Raw genomic sequence first — 18149 nt, 5'->3', positions numbered from 1 at the left:
CGCTCGCGCGGCACGATCTTTTTCGGCTCCGCAACGCGTAACACCACGCGTCGGGCGTCGATCAGCGAACGCCGTCGGGCCGACCGTTTCGCTCACAACTGGCCCGATTTTCGACGACGGTTGTGAACGACGTGACTTCCGGAAACGTATACATATAATGCGCAACGCGGCCGCGCGGACGCATTTTCCGCACGCTGGATCGGGCAAATGCAGACCGGCGAGTCAGCCGGCCGTCGCGCGTACCGGTATACTTCCCTCCTGCCTTGTCCGGCATCGTGGCCGGGTGCCTGAAAACAGAGTGGCGTGCGCGATGCGGCCCCGTAGTGTTCCGCATCGGCGGCAGACGGGTCGCACGCGTGGCGGCGAAGCTTTTTGCGTCGCACGGAATGGCCGCACGAACCACACCTTATATTCCTGGTGGATTGAATTTATGGGTTTTGAACAACTTGCCGAATTACGGGCGCAGCTCGCAGCGAAGGCCAAGCAGGAGCGCAACGCGAAGCGACCTGCAGCGCCGACGGACGCCGGCGCGAAGCCGAAGTCCGGCGACCAGCCGGCCCGCGGGGCCAAACCGGGTGCCGGCGCCAAAGCGCAGCACCGCGCGAAGCCCACTTCGGCGAAGCCGTCGGCGCCGGTCGATCCGGTCATCGTTGCGATCGGCAAACTGCAGCGGAAGTTTCCGCGCGCGTTCCCGAAGAATCCGGCCCCCAAAGTACCGCTCAAGGTCGGCATCTGGGACGACCTCGCACGCGAGGCTCAGGCCGTGGGCCTCAACGAAGCCGAACTGCGTGAAGCGATGTCGACGTGGTGCCGCGGCAACCGCTACTGGTCGTGCCTTGTCGAAGACGCGGTGCGGGTCGATCTGCAGGGCAACGAAGCAGGGCGCGTGACGCATGACGACGCCGCACGGGCGCGTCGGCTGAAGGCACGCCGTCCCGGCAAGGGTGCGGCGCAATCGTCCAAGGGCGCGCAGCAGCAGCCGAAGGCCGAGCAGCAGGCCGAGGCCGCAGCAGCAGCGCCGGAACCGGCGAACGCGGAAGCTCAAACCGACGTTGCGCAGCAGATCGAGCAGCAAACGGCCGGAAACGAGTAACTCGCACCGCGTCGCCGTCGACTGTACGGCGCTCACCCGCATGCATGCCGCATGCTGTGAATCACACGACAGACTGACCTGCCTCGAAAGGGGCAGGTCAGGACTACCTCCACCGGCGGTTGACTCGCCGGCACTCCCCCTGCGACATCAGACCGGCAACGCAACCGGACGAACAGATTCCGTCAATCGGCGCCGCATCTGCGATGCTTCGACTTTGAAGTTTGCGCATGGATAGTACGCATGCCTGATTGTGATGGCACTTCAATCACATAATTCGGTTTCCTAAAATAGCGATACCGGGATTGTCGATCGGCATGTGAACGACGCGGTCCGGCCATCGTGACATGATGACGAGCGATAATCCGGCTGGATCGTGACACCACGCGCAGGTTGTTCAGCGCGATGCGGCTTGCACTTCGAAAGGTGCGGGAGGCTTGCGCCGACACGAACCGACCCGAAGCCACGGCCGCCGTTTTTTTACGTCAATTCAAATCGGATCATGAACCAGAGACATTCCGCGATTCTCGTCGCGCTCGCCGCGGCCGCGTTGTTCGGCGCCGCGACACCGCTCGCCAAGGCGCTGATCGGCGCAATGTCGCCGTTCATGGTCGCCGGCCTGTTCTATCTCGGCAGCGGCGTCGGGCTCGGCATCGGGATCCTGCTGCGCGGGTTGCGCAACCGCCGCGCATCGGCCGCGGATGCCGCGCCGCTGCAGCGCGCCGACCTGCCGTGGCTGGCCGGCGCGATCGCTGCGGGCGGCGTGGCCGGCCCGGCGTTGCTGATGCTTGGGCTGTCGAGCACGCCGGCTGCGACGAGCGCGCTGCTGCTCAATCTCGAAGGCGTGCTGACGGCCGTCATCGCGTGGGTCGTGTTTCGCGAGAACGTGGATGTGCAGGTGTTCCTCGGAATGGTCGCGATCGTCGCTGGCGGCGCGCTGCTGTCGTGGATACCGGGCCGGGCAGGCGTGCCGGTCGGCGCGCTGCTGATCGTCGGCGCATGCCTGTGCTGGGCGATCGACAACAACCTGACCCGCAAGGTCGCCGCGAACGACGCGATGGTCATCGCGTGCGTGAAAGGGCTGATCGCCGGGCCCGTGAACATCGGCATCGCGCTGGCGACCGGTGCAACGCTGCCCGCCGTACCGGTCACGGCCGCCGCGATGCTGACGGGGCTCGGCGGCTACGGGATCAGCCTCGTGCTGTTCGTCGTCGCGCTGCGTCATCTCGGCAGCGCGCGTACGGGCGCATATTTTTCAATCGCGCCGCTGTTCGGTGTGGTGCTGTCGCTGCTGATCTGGCCCGCGCTGCCGCCCGCGACGTTCTGGATCGCCGCCGCGCTGATGGCGCTCGGCATCTGGCTGCATGTGCGCGAACGGCACGAACACACGCATGCGCACGAGCGGCTCGAGCATACTCACCGGCATCGGCACGACGAACATCACCAGCATACGCACGACTTTCCGTACGATGGCAACGAGCCGCACACGCATCCGCATGTGCATCTGCCGATCACGCATAGTCACGCGCATTTCCCGGACATTCATCACCGGCATCGGCATTGACTGCGTCGTAAGCGATGAACGGCCCGACGCATGCGATGCGCATCGCAAGGTAACCGTTTATGGGGCATGCGTCGAATCGTGCGCCCGTGTATTTCCATCGCCGCTCGATCGCGGCAGCGACAGGGGGCGTGCCTGGTCTTCCGTCTGGATCAACCGGATCAGCGAACCGTCCGGATCGATCAGTGCGCCGACCGTGCCGCCCCACGCTTCGCGTGTCGGCCGGTGCGCACGCGGCCAGCCGGTCCGTTGCTCCGGAATGCCGGCTGCGAGCATGCCGTCGAAGAAGGCGCCGACATCCGCGAGCCGGAAACAGCAACTGAACCAACTCGCGGCCGGATCGAGTTCGGGGTGCGGAAAGAATTCCAGCAACAGGTCACCGCGTTTGAGGATCATCCAGCCGTCGTCGCGCCACGTTTCGACGAACCCCAGTTTCTCGTAGAAGCGGGACGTGGTTTCGAAATCGCGCGACGGCAGGTTGGGGCTCGCAATGTCGGTCAAGGCGGTTTCTCCGGTTGGCGATGCGACGAAACGCGCGGGCAGCGCAGCCGCCGCGGCGGCTATCGCGTGTGAGGAAAGCAGAAGCGGAAATCTTCGCAGCCCGGGCATCCGGGGGCGGGCCCCGGTGGTATGCCGAGCGATGCAGCCACTTCCTGTGCGAGGAATTTTTTCCAGCGCAGGTGAGCGACGTTGCGCGCGGCGAGCGCGGGGAAATAGCGATCGAGCATCGCCGATACCGCATCGCGTCCGTCGAGCCCGAGGTCGCGCCACAGATGATCGGGGCGCAGGCACGCATGCGCGATGATCGACGCGAGGCAGTCGGCGTCGTCGCGGGTCGCAGCGGGATTCGCGTCGTCCATCAGCCGTGCGTGCAGCGTCGCGACGAATGCCGCGTGGGTGGATGGCAGCAGCGCCATCGCAACCGTCGACACGAGTGCGGCGGCATCGGGGGAAGGCAGGCGCTGAAACTGGCGCGCAAGCAGGCCAGCCAACTGCGGATGAGACAGGCCGAGCAGCCCGAGTTCGTTGCGGCGCGCGCGTGCCGCAACGAGGGCGCCGAACAGGCGAGCGTCGGGCGTGTCGGCGTTGGCCGCCGCGAGCAGCAGCGACTGCAACGCCCGTTCATGCGAGGGCGGTTCGGTGTGATCGAGTGCGGCGATCATCGTGCGCACTCGCGTGACGGCCGGGCGACACGACCCGCGCGAATGCGCGGCGCACACCGGATCACGATCGCGGCGCTCGTCATGCGATCACTCGACGCCGACGATCACGCTCGATGCCTTGAAGATCGCAGCCGCGGCCGTGCCGCTCGCAAGGCCGAGACGATCGACGCTGTCGTTGGTCACGATCGCGACGATTTCGGCGCCGCCCGCGGCCTGGATCACGACTTCCGAATTGACCGCACCCTTCGCGATCGACGATACGGTGCCCGCGACGCAGTTGCGGGCCGACACCTTGCTGCTGTCGACGTCGACCATCACGATGACCGACGATGCCTTGACGAGCGCGAACGCCTGCGTGCCGGCCGCGAGGCCCAGCGAAGCCGCGCTGCCGTGAGTGATCACGGCGACGATGTCGAGGCCGTCCTGCGTGCGGAGCGTGATTTCGTCGTTGACGGCACCGGGCTTGACGGCGCTGATCTGGCCGGCGAAATGGTTGCGGGCGCTGGTTCGCATGGTGACTCTCCGAGGGGATGACGCTACCGGAGCGGCAGCGGAAGATGAATGGAAGTGCATCGGGCAGTTTACCGTCAACGCGGGCGTCCGTCGTTCTCCGGATGCCATGGCGCGAATCAGGAAAACCCGTTCGCGCACGGCGTTTCATGAAGCCGGCGCCATATACCGAGATCTATGACGCTGGGGCCATTACTCGTTCGTCGCGGGGGGCGATGCGGCAGAGGCGGCACGCGCGGTGGCGGGCCGGGTATCCCCCGCGGTCGCCGCGTTGTCGCTGTCCCATCCGCCGCCAAGCGCGAGGAACAGCCGCACCTGATCGGCGGCGACCTGCCCCTCGGCCGCCGCGACCTGCGCCTGCACGCTCGTCAGCGTGCGCGTCGCATCGAGGTCGGAAAGGAACGACTCGCGGCCGGCCGCATAGAGCCGGTGCGTTTCGTCGGCGGAATGGCGCGCCGATTCGTAGGCCGTGCGCAGCGCATCAGTGCGCTGCACGTCGGCGGCATAGGTCGCGAGGCTCGACTGCGTTTCGCGCAGCGCGTTCAGCACGACACCGTCGAAGTGCGCGAGCGCGCCGCCCGTCGCAGCCTCGGCTTCGCGTACACGCGCACGCTGGCCGTTGACGGGGAATGACCAGCTGATCAGTGGTCCGAACGACCAGCGATTGGTCGTGGACGAAAACAGGTCGGCGGCGAGGCCGACCGAGCCGGCCGACGCGCCGATGCTGATCGACGGGTACAGCGCGGCGGTCGCCACGCCGATTCGCGCGGTTGCCGCGGCAAGCTGCCGCTCGGCTTCGCGAACGTCGGGGCGACGGCGCAGCAGCGCGGCGCCGTCGCCGATCGGAATCGGCTGGCGCAGCTTAGGCAGGCGTTCGCATTCGGCGACGGCCTTCGGCAGGTCGGCCGGCGAGCGCGCGAGCAGCGCGGCGAGCTGGTATTGCGCGACCTTGCGGCGGCCTTCGAAGCGCGGGATATCGGCGGCGAGCGTGCGCACCTGCGTCACGCCGCGCGTCACGTCGGTCTGGTTGCCGCGCCCGGCATCGCGCAGCCGCTGGGACAGCGCGACGCGCTGCTTCTGCAGTGCGAGCGACTGCTTCGCGATCGCCAGCTCGTCGCCGGCCGAGCACGATTCGACGTACGCCCGCACCACGTCGGCGACGACCGTGATGCGGGCCAGGTCGCCGGCCGCCCTGACGGCTTCGCTGTCCGCGCGCGCGGCTTCGACGCCGCGCCGCAGCTTGCCGAACAGGTCGATCTCGTACGACACGTTGATGCCGACCGCACCTTCGTTGACGACCGGCAGCTTGTTTTCTAGCAGGTACTGTTCAGCCGATTCCTGCGCGCGTTGCACGCCCGCCTCCGCGCCGCCCGAGAACCCGCCCTGTTCGTTCGCGACTTCCAGCGCCGCGCGCGAGCGCGCGAGGTTGGCCGCGGCGACGCGCAGGTCGGTGTTCGATTTCAGTGCGCCGCGCACGAGTTCGTCGAGCACGGGGTCGTCGTATAGCTGCCACCAGTTGCCGGGCACGGCGTCGCGCGACACGAGCGTGCCGTTCGCGTCGTCGAGCGCATGGTTCGCGAGCGGTGCATTCACATAGGCCTGCTGCGGCAGCGTGTAATCGGGGCCGACGGACTTGCACGCGCCGAGTGCGAGCGCGAGCGGCGCGAGTGCCGCCGCGAGGCGCAGACCGTGCCGTTTCATCGCGATGCTCCCGCCGTCCTTGCGGCCGCACCGGAAGCCGTCGATACCGGCGCGACTGCCGACGCCGCGCTGGCGGCAGCCGGCTTCGCGTTGTCGCGGCGGCGCGTGTCGGCTTCGCGCATCGAAACCGTCGCGGTGCGGCCCGCGATCATCCGGAAGTCGTCGGGCACCTCGTCGAGCACGACGCGCACCGGCACGCGCTGCGCCAGCCGCACCCAGCTGAATGCCGGGTTCACGTTCGGCAGCAGGTTCGCACCCTGCGTGCGGTCGCGGTCCTCGATCGCGGCGACGATGCTCTGCACGTGGCCGCGCAGCGCATGCGGCTCGCCCATCACGACGATGTCGACCGGCTGGCCGATATGAATGCCGCGCAGCTTGGTTTCCTCGAAGTAGCCGTCGACGCGGAACGAATTGCGGTCGACGACCGACAGCACCGCGCGGCCGGCCGGCACGTATTCGCCGACGCGCGGCGCGCGGTCGTTCAGGTAGCCGTCGACCGGGCTCACGATCGTCGTGCGCTGCAGGTTCAGTTTCGCGGTGTCGAGCGACACCTGCGCATCGGCGACGGCGGCCTCGCCCTGTTCGACGCGCGTGCGGCTTTCCTCGACCTGCTCGCTTGCGACGAGGTTGCCGAGCTGCAGGTTGCGCGCGTATTCGCGCTTCGCCTGGGCGAGCGTCGTGCGGCGCTGCGCGAGCGTCGCTTCGGCGAGCCGTTCCGCGAGCGTGTAGCGGGCCTGGTCGATCACGAACAGCACCTGGCCGCGGCTGACCTCCTGGTTGTCGGCGACGTGCACCGACGTGATGAGGCCCGACACGTCCGGCGCGACCTGGATCACGTCGGCGCGCACGTGCCCGTCGCGCGTCCACGGCGAGAACATGTAGTAGTTGATGATCCGCCACAGCACGAGGCCGGCCACGACGACGACGATCAGGGTGAGCAGGATTTGCCCTGCCGAGAGCCAGGATTTTTTCACGTTAGGTAGCCGCGAGATGATGGGAAACGATCACGACAGCGGCAAACACGAACACGTAGATGCCGAGGTCGAAGATCGAACGGTGCCAGACGAGGCGGTAGAAGCCGACGCGCTCGAGCACCGCGCGCACGACGATGTTGATCAGGTAGGCGATCAGCATCAGCACGAGCGGAGCCGGCACGAATACGCCGAAGATGTCGATTTCGCCGATCATGGTCGCGCTCGGAAGGACAGGTTGGAAAGCCGGATCATGCGCGTGCTCCGCCCGGGGCCTGCGGCGCTTGTGCGGCTGCGGCCGGATACAGCGACAGGCGCAGGCCGACGAGCGCGTGCAGCGTGTCGCGCAGCCGGCGGTGCGTGGCGGGCGTGGCCGGCGCCGTGCCGCCGTCGGCCGGTGCGGTGCCCGGCAGGTTGCGGCCGGCCACGCGGTGCAGTGCGTCGTCGATCGACGCGAGCAGCGCCGGCGGCGCGGGCTGGCGCGCGTTCGCGGCCGCGCAGCGCGCGTAGTGGTCGGTGACGCCGGCGAGCACGCGATCGATCGCGTCGGGCACGTCGCCCGACAGCCGGCGGCGCGAGCGGCGCAGGTCGAGCGCGTTCAGCGCGATGCGCAGGTCGCGGAAGCTTTCGATCGACGGGTGGCGGTGGTCGTCGGATGCGCCGAGACGCGGCAGCAGTTGCGTGACGCGATCGAGCATCCGCGATGCGTGGTTGCGCTGGTCGTCGAGCGGCTGTGTCGATGCGGAGCGCACGACGTCCTCCCAGCCCGAGCGCAGCAGGCGCCGCACCGCGAGTTCCGCGCCGAACGGCCGCGTCGCGCGTGTCCACAGGTACGCGAACAACAGCCCGGCAACGCCGGCGAGATTGCTGTTCAGGAACACGAAGAAATCGGCTTCGTATGCGCTCTGGATGCTGATGAAGGTGGCCGTGTTCACCGCGACGAGCATCGTCACCATGTTGAACTGCGGGCGCGGCAGCAGCGTGCCGATCAGGATGAACGGGCCCGCGAACATCAGCACGAGCATCGCGAAGTCGTGCACGTGCGGCAGCACGACGAACAGGTACAGGCCCGCGAACACGACGCTCGCGGCCGTCGACAGGAAGAACTTGAACACCAGTGGCGCGGGCTCGTCGAGCGCGGCGAAGAAGCTGCACGATACGGCCACGAGCGTGACGGCGGCCGCGCCGTCGTGCCAGCCGGACGAGATCCACAGCCAGCACGCGAACACGATCGCGAGCACGACGGTCAGCGTGGAGAACAGCATCATCCCGCGATCGAAGAAGCGTTCGGTGCCGCCGAGCCGCCAGTGCCGGTAGCGCGGCTGCCAGACGCCTGACTCGTTCGCGATCAGCGCGCGCAGCGAGCGGCAGTCCTGCCAGATGTCGATGACCTGGCGCAGCCGCCACAGCGCATTCGACAGCAGCGCACCGTCCCAGCTCGTCAGTGCACTGTCGGCGGGCTGCAGCGCGGCGATGCGCTCGCGCAGATTGTCCGCGACCGGATCATGCGCCATGTCGCCGTCGGCGCCGGATTTCACGGCCGGCAGCGGTGCGTCGAACCACTTCGCGGCGTCGGCCAGCAGCGCGTCGAGCGCGGGCGGGCGCACGTGCAGGTCGCGCATCAGCGCGATCAGCGGATCGGCGAGCGACGACATCAGCGGCAGGAACAACTGCATCCGGCCCGCGAGCGCCTGCGCGCGCGCGAGGATGCTCGGATGCGCATGGTCGTAACCCAACTGGCTCAGCAGGAATTCGAGGCCGGTGATCGTCGTCGCGAGGCGCTGCCGGCACGCGGACAGCGCCTTGCCGGCGATATGCCCGGACAGCGTCTCGCGACCGTAGAACGCGGCGTCCTTGAACCATGCGTCGGTGCGCTCGATCAGCGTCGGCGCGAGCCGGTTCGGGAACACGGCACTGCCGACCACGCTCGCGCACACGATACCGAGCACGATTTCCTCGGTGCGCGCGATCGCGACGTCGAATACCGTGGACGGATCGGTCACGGTCGGCAGCGCGATCAGCGGCATCGTATAACCGGCGAGCATGAACACGTAGCTGCGCGCGGTGCGGTCGGAGATCGCGAGGTAGAGCAGCGTGCCGCACCACGTCGCGACGATGATGCTGAACAGGATCGGCGTTTCGACGAACGGCGGCACGAAGAAGATCGCGGCGGCCGCGCCGAGCGCGGTGCCGAGCGCGCGATACAGCGCCTTCGAGCGCGTCGCGCCGACGAACGGGTTCGACACGATGTAGACGCTCGCCATCGCCCAGTACGGGCGCGGCAGCTGGAAATACAGGCCGAGGTACAGCGCCAGCATCGACGCGGCGAACGTCTTGCCCGAGAACAGCCAGTCGCGAAGGCTCGGATAGGTCATGACGCGGAATCGGCGGCGTGGGGCGGGTGCGGCGCGGGCTGCGTCGCGTCGGACGCGTTGAAGGCGTTCAGCACGCGCAGCGTCGTTTCGAGGTCGGCGCGCGTGACGCCCTTGAGCACCTGTGCGCGCAGCACGCGCAGGTCTTTCTCCATCTTCGCGGTGACCGCGCGGCCGGCGGCCGTCAGCGAGATCGTTTTCGCGCGCCGGTCGTGCGGATCCTCGTCACGGCGCGCGAGGCCGGCCGCGCACAGCTGGTCGAGCAGGCGCACGAGCGACGGCCCTTCGATGCCGACGTGTTCGGCGAGCGTGCCCTGCCGTACGCCTTCGCCGAGGCGGCCGGCGATCAACAGCGGCGTCGCGCAGGCTTCGGATACGTTGTACGCGTTCAGCACGCCGTCGCTGGTACGGCGCCACTTGCGCGCGGACAGCACGAGCAGGCTGCTGACGGCGAGGCGGAGGTCGTGCAGATTGGTCATGGGCGAGATGATAGGGGCAAAAACATTCGATAGCAAACTATCGGTTTGTTGTCACCCGCGTGTCATGTCGCGCGTGGTCCGGCCGGCCCGTTTGAAGCAATTTAGGCAGCGTGCCGGCGATGGTCAAGCTGTAAGGTCGGTGTCCGGGAGGCGCGTGCGGCAGGTGCGGCGACTATATCGAATAGTCGGACGATATCCGTCGGGCAGGGCTGCGCGTCGGGAAAAATGCGGAGCGAGGGTTCGCGAAACGGCGCGCGGCGTGCATATTAGGACCATTGCAACCGCATCGGAGACTTCACACGTGTCGACCTCATCTTCCCAGCCCGCCGACGCGGCGTCGATCGACGCGTGGCTCGGCAAGACCGAAACGCTCGACGACGACATCACCGCATTCCCGCTGAACGCGCTGGCCGCCACGCTCGACCGCCCGTCGCCCGGCGATGTCGTACCGCCGCTGTGGCACTGGCTCTACTTCCTGCCGGTCGCGCCGATGGCCGAAGTCGGCCCCGACGGCCACCCGAAGCGGGGCGGCTTCCTGCCGCCCGTGCCGCTGCCGCGCCGCATGTGGGCCGGCGGCCGCCTGACGTTTCACGCGCCGCTGCGCGCGGGGCGCAGCGCGACGCGCGAATCGACGATCGCGAACATCGAGGACAAGACGGGCCGCAGCGGCCGGCTCGTGTTCGTGACGGTGCAGCACCGGATCGAGTGCGACGGCGAGCTGTGCGTCGAGGAAGAGCACGACATCGTCTATCGCGACGCGCCGCAGCCGGGCGCGAGCGCGCCGAAGCCGATCGCGGCGCCCGCGGGCGAAACGTGGTCGCGCATCGTCGCCGCCGACGCCGTGATGCTGTTCCGCTATTCGGCACTGACCTTCAACGGTCACCGCATCCACTACGACCGCAGCTATGTGACGCAGGAGGAAGGTTATCCGGGGCTCGTCGTGCACGGCCCGCTGATCGCGACGCTGCTCGTCGATCTCGTGCATCGCGAACGGCCCGACGCGACGCTCGCGAGCTTTGCGTTCCGCGCGGTGCGCCCGGCCTTCGACGGGCAGCCGTTCACGCTGTGCGGCAAGCCGTCGGATGACGGCGGGACGATCGAGCTGTGGGCGAAGGATCAGGATGGCTGGCTGACGATGCAGGCTACGGCGACCGTTGCATAGCGCACGCTCTGGGTTCCCTCCATTCATCGGCGACGCTGTTGCCCGGGCGGACGAGATAGCGCCCGGCGCGCCCGGGCGCGTTTGCGCTTACCGCACGTGCGGCTGCAACGCGCGCGCCCAGTACGACACCGCAACGGCCCCCCCATCCGGCGTGCCGATCGCGCGCTCGCCGAGATAGCTCGCACGCCCCGCGCGCGGCGTCATGCGCGCCGTTTCCTGCGCGCCGTGTTCGGCGGCCTCGACGGCCGCTGCCCAGGCGCTCGCGGGATCGCGATCGCCGTCGAGCGCTCGGTCGAATGCATCGGCGGCCGGCACCAGCGCATCGAGCATCGTCCGGTCGCCGGCGTGCGCGCCGCCGAGTTCGCTGATCGAATCCACTGCGCCGCGGAACGCCGCGGCCCAGTCGCGTGCCGACGGCTCCGCGATATCGGCCAGCCGGCGCGACGCGCGCAGCAGCGCGGTCGCATAGAACGGTCCCGAACTGCCTGCAATGGCACGGCGCAACGCGGCGCCAAGCGCCGCGAGCGCACCGGCCGGCGTGCCGTACACGGCTTCGGGCAATTCGAGAATCGCCTGTGCGGCACGCAGCATGCTCGCGCCGAGATCGCCGTCGCCGGCCGCCGCATCGAGGTCGGTCAGCGTCTGCTCGTGATCGATCAGCGTCTGCGCGACCGCGTGCAGCGCCGGCTGCAGGCGCGCGGCCCATGCGCTGCCGGCCGCGTCGAGCGGCGGCAGCGGCGCGTCGTGCGAGTCGGCCGCAGCCACGCGGATGTGCGCATTCACGGCACCGCCGCCCGGCCATGCACGCGCCTGCGTCGGCGCGTCGAGCAGCGCCGCGCGTTCTTCGTTCAGCCGCAGCACCGAGATCGAGCAGCCGGGCATGTTCAGCGCCGACAGGAAGGTGCCGGCCCACGCGCGCGCGACGACGATGCCGCGCCGGCTCAGGTTGTCGTACGCGGCGCGCAGCACGATCGCGAGTTCCATGTCCGGCGTCGCGCCGAGACCGTTGACGAACAGCGCGACGCGCTCGCCGCCGTCGAGCACGAGATCGGCGACGATGCTCGACAGCAGCGTGTCGACCAGCGCGTCGGCCGGCAGCGGCGCGCGGCGTTCGACACCTTTCTCGCCGTGGATGCCGAGGCCGAGCTCGATTTCGTGATCGGCGAGGCTGAAGCCCGACTTGTCGGCGCCCGGGATCGTGCAGCCGTCGAGCGCGACGCCCATCGTGCCGAGCTCGGCCGCCGCGTCGCGCGCGATTCCCGCGACGCGGGCGAGCGGCAGCCCGCGCGCGGCGGCCGCGCCGGCGAGCTTGTGGATCAGCACGGTGCCGGCGATCCCGCGCCGCTGGCCGCGCTCGACACGGCTGCGCAGCGACACGTCGTCGGCGACGATGACGGTCTCGACCGGAATGCCTTCCGCCCGCGCGAGTTCGGCGGCGAGCCCGAAATTGAGCCGGTCGCCCGTGTAGTTCTTCACGATCAGCAGCGCGCCGTTCGGGCCGGCGCTCGCGCGGATCGCGGCGAGCACGGCGTCGGTGGACGGCGACGTGAACACTTCGCCGCACACGGCCGCGCTCAGCATCCCTTCGCCGACGTAGCCGCCATGCGCGGGCTCGTGGCCGCTGCCGCCGCCGGAGAGGATCGCGACGGGCCGTTGCGCCGGCTCGGGCAGCGGCTGGCGGACGAGCACGAGCTCGTCGCCGAGGATCGCGAGATGCGGCGACTGCCGCGCGATGCCTTCCAGCATTTCTCGCACGACATCGGACGGGCGGTTCACAAGCTTCTTCATGGCGACGGTTCCTGACGGGTGAACGGGGCTCGGTCGGGCCGCGTGGGCGCCGGACGGCTTTCGTGCAGCGGATGTTCGTGCGGGTGCCCTGTCGCAGGCAGGGTCGGCATCGCCGCCCGGATGCGGCGACGGGCGCGCGCTTCGCGCCACGATACATCAGGTCGGGACGTCGCTGCACGGATCGCGGGCGCGATTGTGCCGTGCCGGGGCGAGCGATGGTCCGCCCAGGGGACGCCGCTACTTCGCCGCCGCGATCTCCTTCGCGCGAATCAGCCGCGCGCGCAGCACGTTGCGGCTGATGCCGAGCAGCCGCGCCGCCTGGATCTGGTTGCGGTGGCTGAACTCGAACGCGACGCGCATCACGGTGTCCTCGATGCGTTCGAACAGGTTGCCGTGCCCGTCGTCGAACAGGTCGCGCAGCGCGCGTTCGAGCGCGTCCTGCGCGGCGGCGGACGAATTCGGCGCGCGCGCGGCGGCCGCCGGCATGCACGGCGATGCAATGTGCAGGTCGGTGTCCTGCAGCGAATCGTGGCGGCTTACGAGCAGCGCATGATGGATCACGTTCTCCAGTTCGCGGATATTGCCGGGCCAGCCGTGCGCCTCGAGCCTGCGCTCGGCGCGCGGATCGATGCTGCGCGGCCCGTAGCCGAGGCGGCTGCGGTAGTCGTCGAAGAAGTGGCGCGCGAGCGGCAGGATGTCGCCCGGCCGATCGCGCAGCGTCGGCACCGCGAGCTGCACGACGTTGAGCCGGTAGAACAGGTCGCCGCGAAAATGCCCGGTCGCGACCGCCTGCTGCAGGTCGACGTTGGTCGCGGCGACCACGCGCACGTCGATCGGCGTGCTCGTGCGCGAACCGAGCCGCACGACCTCGCGCTCCTGCAGCACGCGCAGCAGCTTGACCTGCATCGACAGCGGCAGGTCGCCGATCTCGTCGAGAAACAGCGTGCCGCCGTTCGCGGCTTCGAACCAGCCCGGTTTCGCGCTGAACGCGCCCGTAAACGCCCCTTTCTCGTGGCCGAACAGTTCGCTCTCGACCAGCGTTTCGGAGAACGCGCCGCAGTTCACGGCGATGAACGGCCCGTTGTTGCGGCGGCTGAGGCTGTGCACGTGGCGCGCGATCAGTTCCTTGCCGGTGCCCGTCTCGCCGACGATCAGCACGTTCGCGTCGCTCGGTGCGACGAGGCGAATCCGTTCGAGCAGCGCGACCGAACGCGGATCGACGAACACCTGCGCGCGGGTGCGGATCGACGTCGCGAGCGCAGGCCGGTCGGGCAGCGTGAGGACGGGCGCGAGGCGTTCGGCTGTTTGCCGGGCGTCAGACGCGCCCGGTTCGTCGCTGGACGGCGTGACGACGCGCAGGTCGGCCGCGCGAGGCGATACGGAATGGGATGTCATGGCTGTGTAGGCATCGGGTCGCTGCACGGATCGGTCAGGCCACGATGGACATTGCTGCCCGGGTGCTGCGTATTCAGCAGAGTGTTCAACGTTTTGCGCCACGCGGGAAACATCGATTTCTGATAACCAATGCCGGATTGCTGCGCTGGATGCAGTTGCGCAATGCGATGTCGTTCGGTGAAGCGAATTGTGGCGCGCGGACGTTGATAAAGCATCGGTTTCGACACTGCTGCAGCGATGTGCCGCGTTGCGGCGGCGCGCGATCGCTGCGAACGGGTGCCGCGTGCGTTGCGGATTCCAAGCCGAAATGGAAAGACGCCCACGACATACACCGTGCTGCTGATCAGGAAGCAGCGAATCAGCACAGCTGTTTTCCGTGATTCATCTCGCTGCGGAATATGGTTGTGATGCGCCGGCTGGCACGCTTATCGACATGCGGCGATCGGCGAATATGCCGCGACAGGCCGTCGATCGCGACGCATTTCGTCATGCAGACGATTGCTTTTCATGGCGATCTCCGCATTGGCACGCTCCTTGCGGACCCATGTCGTGACGGGTGCGTTGGCGCCCGACTCGACAATGGGAATGCAACCGATGAGCAATGCCATCAACGTGGTCGCGATATCGGGCGGCCTGCAACGGCCGTCGCGCACGCTGGCGCTGACCGACGCGATCGTCGCGGCGCTCGGCGTCGCGCTGCCGATCGATACGCGGCTGATCGAACTCGGCGAGATCGGCGGCCGGCTGGCCGGTGCACTGACGCGCGCGCAGGTGCCCGCTGACCTCGAAGCGCGGATCCGCGCGATCGAGACGGCCGATGCGCTCGTCGTCGCGAGCCCCGTGTATCGCGCGTCATACACGGGCCTCTTCAAGCACCTGTTCGACCTCGTGCGTCACGACGCGCTCGTCGACGTGCCCGTGCTGCTCGCCGCCACCGGCGGCAGCGAGCGTCATGCGCTCGTGATCGATCATCAATTGCGGCCGCTGTTCAGCTTCTTCCAGGCGCGCACGCTGCCGATCGGCGTGTACGCATCCGAAAGCGATTTCGACCGATACGAAATCGCGAATCCGGCGCTGCGCGCGCGCATCGCGCTCGCCGTGGAACGCGCCGTGCCGCAACTGCGTCCGCATGCGCTTTCCGCCGCGGCTGCGTAGGCCGTTTCCGTTTCCCCTTCGACCAGGACACCTTCATGAGCCTTACCGACTCTTCCGCCGATGGCGTCAAATTCGCCTACTGGGTACCGAACGTCAGCGGCGGCCTCGTCGTCAGCACGATCGAGCAGCGCACCGACTGGAGCCTCGAATACAATCAGCAACTCGCACGCACGGCCGAAGCGGCCGGTTTCGACTATGCGCTGAGCCAGATCCGCTTCACGGCCGGCTACGGCGCCGAATACCAGCACGAGTCGGTGTCGTTCAGCCAGGCGCTGCTGCATGCGACGACGAAGCTCAAGGTGCTCGCCGCGATCCTGCCGGGGCCGTGGCATCCGGCGGTGGTCGCGAAGCAGCTCGCGACGATCGATCACATCTCGAACGGACGCATCGCGATCAACGTCGTGAGCGGCTGGTTCAAGGGCGAATTCACCGCGATCGGCGAGCCGTGGCTCGAGCACGACGAGCGCTATCGGCGCTCGAAGGAATTCATTCAGGCGCTGAAGGGCATCTGGACGCAGGACAACTTCACGTTCAAGGGCGATTTCTACCGCTTCAACGACTACACGCTGAGCCCGAAACCCGTGCAGAAACCGCATCCGGAAATCTTCCAGGGCGGCAGCTCGCGCGCGGCGCGCGACAACGCGGCGAGCGTGTCCGACTGGTATTTCACGAACGGCAATACGCCGGAGAACCTGAAGGCGCAGATCGACGATATCCGCGCGAAGGCGGCCGCGAACAATCATCGCGTGCGCATCGGCGTCAACGCGTTCGTGATCGCACGGGACACCGAGGAAGAGGCGCGGGCCGTGCTCGACGACATCGTCCGGCACGCGCACGTCGAAGCCGTGCATGCGTTCGGCGATGCGGTGAAAGAGGCCGGCAAGGCGTCGCCGGAAGGCGAGGGCAACTGGGCGAAATCCACGTTCGAGGATCTCGTGCAGTACAACGACGGCTTCCGCACGAACCTGATCGGCACGCCGCAGCAGATTGCGGAACGGATCGTCGCGCTGAAGGCGATCGGCGTCGATCTCGTGCTGGCCGGGTTCCTGCATTTCATCGAGGAAGTCGAGTACTTCGGCCGGCGCGTGCTGCCGCTCGTGCGCGAACTCGAGGCGCAGCGGCAGGCGGTGGCCGTGTGATGGATGCGGGAGCCCGCGCTGCCCCAGCGCGGCACTCACGCCACGCCAGCCATCTTCGATGCATCGACAACCATCTGCACGCCGAGGCTGCCGAGGACGAGGCCCATTGCCCAGCGCTGCGCGAGCAGCAGCGTCGGGCGCCCGTGCAGGAATTTCGCGATGCTGCTCGAACAGATCGCCACCAGCCCGTTTGCCGATGCGAACGCGGCGATCAGCAGTGAACCGAGAAACAGCGACTGGCCGAACACGCTGCCTTGCCGGTAGTCGATGAACTGCGGCAGCAGCGACACGAACAGCATCGCGAGCTTCGGATTCAGCACGCTGGTCGTCGCGCCCATCGCCAGCAGCCGCAGCGGCTGCTCGTTCGGCAGCGCCCGCACCTCGAACGGCGAACGCCCGCCGGGCCTGACCGCCTGCCATGCGAGGTACAGCAGGTAGGCCGCACCGACCGCACCGAGCACGCTGCCCGCATAGGGCACGCTCATGAACAGCGTCGTGATGCCGAACGCGGCGCCGAACATGTAGAACAGGTAACCGATCATCACGCCGGCCAGCGAAATGAGCCCGGCCGCGCGCCCTTGCGCGATCGAGCGCGACATCACGTAGACCATGTTCGGCCCCGGCGTGACCGCGAGCATGCCGCCGATGACGAGAAATCCGTAGAGCGATCCGGACGTATGCATGTTTTCCGCTTCCTGCAACGAGTGCTGACGGGATTCATTGTCCGACCGTGGAGGCGAACAGTAAAACGGGATAAACTGAATCGATTGATCAGATTATCTGAATGAAATGAAGAAGCTCGACCTCGATGTGCTGGCGATGGTGGTGGCCGTCGCGGAATCCGGATCGTTCGCGCACGGCGCGCAGGCCGTGCATCGGTCGCCGTCGGCGGTGAGCATGCAGATCAAGGCGCTGGAAGACGCGCTCGGCAAGCCGCTTTTCATCCGCGACACGCGCAACGTGACGGCCACCGACGACGGCATGACGCTCGCCGAATACGGGCGCCGGATGCTGGCGATGCGCGACGAGGCGTGGGCATCGGTCGTGCGCCCGGAGATTCGCGGCCGCGTGACGATCGGCGTGCCCGACGACTACATTTCGTCGCTGCTGCCGCAGGTGCTCGGCAAATTCGCGGCGATGCATCCGCGCGTGGAAGTGCGCGTGATCGGCCAGCCGAGCAGCGCGCTCGTGCCGATGCTGAAGGACAACACGGTCGACCTCGCGTGTCTCACGCGGATCAAGGGCGTGACCGGCGAGCTGATCCGGATGGAGCCGATCGTCTGGACCGGGTCGCCGAAGCGGAATGTATGGGAAGAGCGGCCGCTGCCGGTGGCGTTTTTCACGCACGGCGGCAGCATGGCGCGCGATCACGCGATCAAGGCGCTGAACCGGAAGCGCATCCCGTTCCGGATGTCATACGAAAGCCCGAGCTACCTCGGGCTGCTCAGCATGGTCGAGGCCGGGCTTGCCGTCGCGCCGCTGGCGCGCTGCTGCATTCCCGATCACCTCGTCCAGCTTTCCGAGAGCCACGGGTTGCCGCCGCTGGGGGAGCTCGAGGTCGTACTCGCGCGCAGCGCGCAGTCCGCGCGCCCGCCATGCGACTACCTCGCCGAGCAGATTCTCGGCGAATGGCGCGCGTGACCGGCACGTTGCCGGCGGCATT

At 68.2% G+C, this 18149-nt stretch carries 17 protein-coding genes and 1 pseudogene; 6 read left to right on the top strand and 12 right to left on the bottom strand.

The window, feature by feature from the left end; translation table 11 throughout:
- Positions 1–430: 430 nt before the first annotated feature.
- Together BT264_RS21495 and BT264_RS21490 are read left to right on the top strand one after the other, a co-directional pair.
- Entirely contained in the window at positions 431–1093 is a 663-nt protein-coding gene (locus tag BT264_RS21495; protein WP_072440354.1) for a ProQ/FinO family protein, read from the top strand.
- Positions 1094–1592: 499 nt separating this feature from the next.
- Positions 1593–2654, top strand: a complete 1062-nt coding sequence (locus BT264_RS21490; protein WP_072440356.1) for a DMT family transporter — start codon at positions 1593–1595, stop codon at positions 2652–2654.
- A gap of 138 nt (positions 2655–2792) precedes the next feature.
- Here the strand turns inward: BT264_RS21490 and BT264_RS21485 are convergent.
- The 8 genes and pseudogenes from BT264_RS21485 to BT264_RS21450 all read right to left on the bottom strand — a co-directional run.
- Positions 2793–3152 (bottom strand): annotated as a pseudogene (locus BT264_RS21485) (bleomycin resistance protein); the annotation flags it as partial.
- Between the two features lie 59 nt (positions 3153–3211).
- Positions 3212–3814, bottom strand: a complete 603-nt coding sequence (locus BT264_RS21480; protein WP_072440637.1) for a nitrogen fixation protein NifQ — start codon at positions 3812–3814, stop codon at positions 3212–3214.
- Positions 3815–3901: 87 nt separating this feature from the next.
- Positions 3902–4327 carry a TOBE domain-containing protein gene (locus BT264_RS21475; RefSeq protein ID WP_072440358.1) on the bottom strand — a complete coding sequence of 142 codons (426 nt, stop codon included), beginning with the start codon at positions 4325–4327 and terminating at the stop codon, positions 3902–3904.
- 189 nt (positions 4328–4516) lie between these two features.
- Positions 4517–6025, bottom strand: coding sequence for an efflux transporter outer membrane subunit (locus BT264_RS21470; RefSeq protein WP_072440359.1), 1509 nt, complete (start codon positions 6023–6025; stop codon positions 4517–4519).
- Complete coding sequence (locus BT264_RS21465; RefSeq protein WP_072440361.1) at positions 6022–6999, bottom strand: efflux RND transporter periplasmic adaptor subunit; 978 nt, start codon at positions 6997–6999, stop codon at positions 6022–6024. Before BT264_RS21465 ends, BT264_RS21470 begins: the two co-directional genes overlap by 4 nt.
- Position 7000: 1 nt before the next feature.
- Positions 7001–7213: a DUF1656 domain-containing protein gene (locus BT264_RS21460; RefSeq protein WP_034182541.1), complete on the bottom strand. Its 213-nt coding sequence runs from the start codon at positions 7211–7213 to the stop codon at positions 7001–7003.
- A gap of 34 nt (positions 7214–7247) precedes the next feature.
- Positions 7248–9371 carry an FUSC family protein gene (locus BT264_RS21455; protein ID WP_072440363.1) on the bottom strand — a complete coding sequence of 708 codons (2124 nt, stop codon included), beginning with the start codon at positions 9369–9371 and terminating at the stop codon, positions 7248–7250.
- The gene (locus tag BT264_RS21450) at positions 9368–9847 is read right to left on the bottom strand and encodes a MarR family winged helix-turn-helix transcriptional regulator (protein ID WP_072440365.1); all 480 of its coding nucleotides are present in this window, start codon (positions 9845–9847) and stop codon (positions 9368–9370) included. The genes BT264_RS21455 and BT264_RS21450 overlap by 4 nt, the downstream gene beginning before the upstream one ends.
- Positions 9848–10148: 301 nt before the next feature.
- Here BT264_RS21450 and BT264_RS21445 point away from each other — a divergent pair, with 301 nt between their 5' ends.
- Positions 10149–11009 (top strand): HTD2 family dehydratase, encoded by an 861-nt coding sequence (locus tag BT264_RS21445; protein WP_072440367.1) that lies wholly within the window; start codon positions 10149–10151, stop codon positions 11007–11009.
- Positions 11010–11096: 87 nt separating this feature from the next.
- On the opposite strand, the gene BT264_RS21440 is transcribed toward BT264_RS21445, so the two are convergent.
- The 3 genes from BT264_RS21440 to BT264_RS39280 form a co-directional block, all read right to left on the bottom strand.
- The gene (locus tag BT264_RS21440) at positions 11097–12797 is read right to left on the bottom strand and encodes a dihydroxyacetone kinase family protein (protein ID WP_072440369.1); all 1701 of its coding nucleotides are present in this window, start codon (positions 12795–12797) and stop codon (positions 11097–11099) included.
- Between the two features lie 237 nt (positions 12798–13034).
- A complete protein-coding gene (locus tag BT264_RS21435) occupies positions 13035–14192 on the bottom strand; it encodes a sigma-54 interaction domain-containing protein (protein ID WP_072440370.1) in 1158 nt (385 codons plus the stop codon).
- The gene (locus BT264_RS39280; protein ID WP_072440372.1) at positions 14189–14557 is read right to left on the bottom strand and encodes a hypothetical protein; all 369 of its coding nucleotides are present in this window, start codon (positions 14555–14557) and stop codon (positions 14189–14191) included. Before BT264_RS39280 ends, BT264_RS21435 begins: the two co-directional genes overlap by 4 nt.
- Before the next feature lie 229 nt (positions 14558–14786).
- Here BT264_RS39280 and msuE point away from each other — a divergent pair, with 229 nt between their 5' ends.
- On the top strand, positions 14787–15347 hold the full coding sequence (gene msuE / locus BT264_RS21425; protein WP_072440639.1) for an FMN reductase: 561 nt from the start codon (positions 14787–14789) through the stop codon (positions 15345–15347).
- Between the two features lie 35 nt (positions 15348–15382).
- Entirely contained in the window at positions 15383–16486 is a 1104-nt protein-coding gene (gene sfnG / locus BT264_RS21420; protein WP_072440374.1) for a dimethylsulfone monooxygenase SfnG, read from the top strand.
- A gap of 35 nt (positions 16487–16521) precedes the next feature.
- Here sfnG and BT264_RS21415 read toward each other — a convergent pair whose 3' ends face one another.
- Entirely contained in the window at positions 16522–17169 is a 648-nt protein-coding gene (locus tag BT264_RS21415) for a LysE family translocator (protein ID WP_072440641.1), read from the bottom strand.
- A gap of 106 nt (positions 17170–17275) precedes the next feature.
- On the opposite strand from BT264_RS21415, the gene BT264_RS21410 reads away from it, so the two are divergent.
- The gene (locus tag BT264_RS21410) at positions 17276–18127 is read left to right on the top strand and encodes a LysR substrate-binding domain-containing protein (RefSeq protein WP_072440376.1); all 852 of its coding nucleotides are present in this window, start codon (positions 17276–17278) and stop codon (positions 18125–18127) included.
- The last annotated feature ends 22 nt before the right edge of the window (positions 18128–18149 follow it).

The sequence above is a fragment of the Burkholderia sp. NFPP32 genome (assembly GCF_900119325.1).
Taxonomy (GTDB): Bacteria; Pseudomonadota; Gammaproteobacteria; order Burkholderiales; family Burkholderiaceae; genus Burkholderia; species Burkholderia pyrrocinia_C.
Note: the sequence above shows the minus strand (reverse complement) of the source record. Positions and strands in the feature narration are given on the sequence as shown.

What these genes read in the sequence shown, in the direction of transcription:
- BT264_RS21495 (WP_072440354.1), top strand. Translation starts at nt 431, where the DNA reads ATGGGTTTTGAACAACTTGCCGAATTACGGGCGCAGCTCGCAGCGAAG.
- BT264_RS21490 (WP_072440356.1), top strand. Translation starts at nt 1,593, where the DNA reads ATGAACCAGAGACATTCCGCGATTCTCGTCGCGCTCGCCGCGGCCGCG.
- BT264_RS21480 (WP_072440637.1), bottom strand. Translation starts at nt 3,814, where the DNA reads ATGATCGCCGCACTCGATCACACCGAACCGCCCTCGCATGAACGGGCG.
- BT264_RS21475 (WP_072440358.1), bottom strand. Translation starts at nt 4,327, where the DNA reads ATGCGAACCAGCGCCCGCAACCATTTCGCCGGCCAGATCAGCGCCGTC.
- BT264_RS21470 (WP_072440359.1), bottom strand. Translation starts at nt 6,025, where the DNA reads ATGAAACGGCACGGTCTGCGCCTCGCGGCGGCACTCGCGCCGCTCGCG.
- BT264_RS21460 (WP_034182541.1), bottom strand. Translation starts at nt 7,213, where the DNA reads ATGATCGGCGAAATCGACATCTTCGGCGTATTCGTGCCGGCTCCGCTC.
- BT264_RS21455 (WP_072440363.1), bottom strand. Translation starts at nt 9,371, where the DNA reads ATGACCTATCCGAGCCTTCGCGACTGGCTGTTCTCGGGCAAGACGTTC.
- BT264_RS21450 (WP_072440365.1), bottom strand. Translation starts at nt 9,847, where the DNA reads ATGACCAATCTGCACGACCTCCGCCTCGCCGTCAGCAGCCTGCTCGTG.
- BT264_RS21440 (WP_072440369.1), bottom strand. Translation starts at nt 12,797, where the DNA reads ATGAAGAAGCTTGTGAACCGCCCGTCCGATGTCGTGCGAGAAATGCTG.
- BT264_RS21435 (WP_072440370.1), bottom strand. Translation starts at nt 14,192, where the DNA reads ATGACATCCCATTCCGTATCGCCTCGCGCGGCCGACCTGCGCGTCGTC.
- msuE (WP_072440639.1), top strand. Translation starts at nt 14,787, where the DNA reads ATGAGCAATGCCATCAACGTGGTCGCGATATCGGGCGGCCTGCAACGG.
- sfnG (WP_072440374.1), top strand. Translation starts at nt 15,383, where the DNA reads ATGAGCCTTACCGACTCTTCCGCCGATGGCGTCAAATTCGCCTACTGG.
- BT264_RS21415 (WP_072440641.1), bottom strand. Translation starts at nt 17,169, where the DNA reads ATGCATACGTCCGGATCGCTCTACGGATTTCTCGTCATCGGCGGCATG.
- BT264_RS21410 (WP_072440376.1), top strand. Translation starts at nt 17,276, where the DNA reads ATGAAGAAGCTCGACCTCGATGTGCTGGCGATGGTGGTGGCCGTCGCG.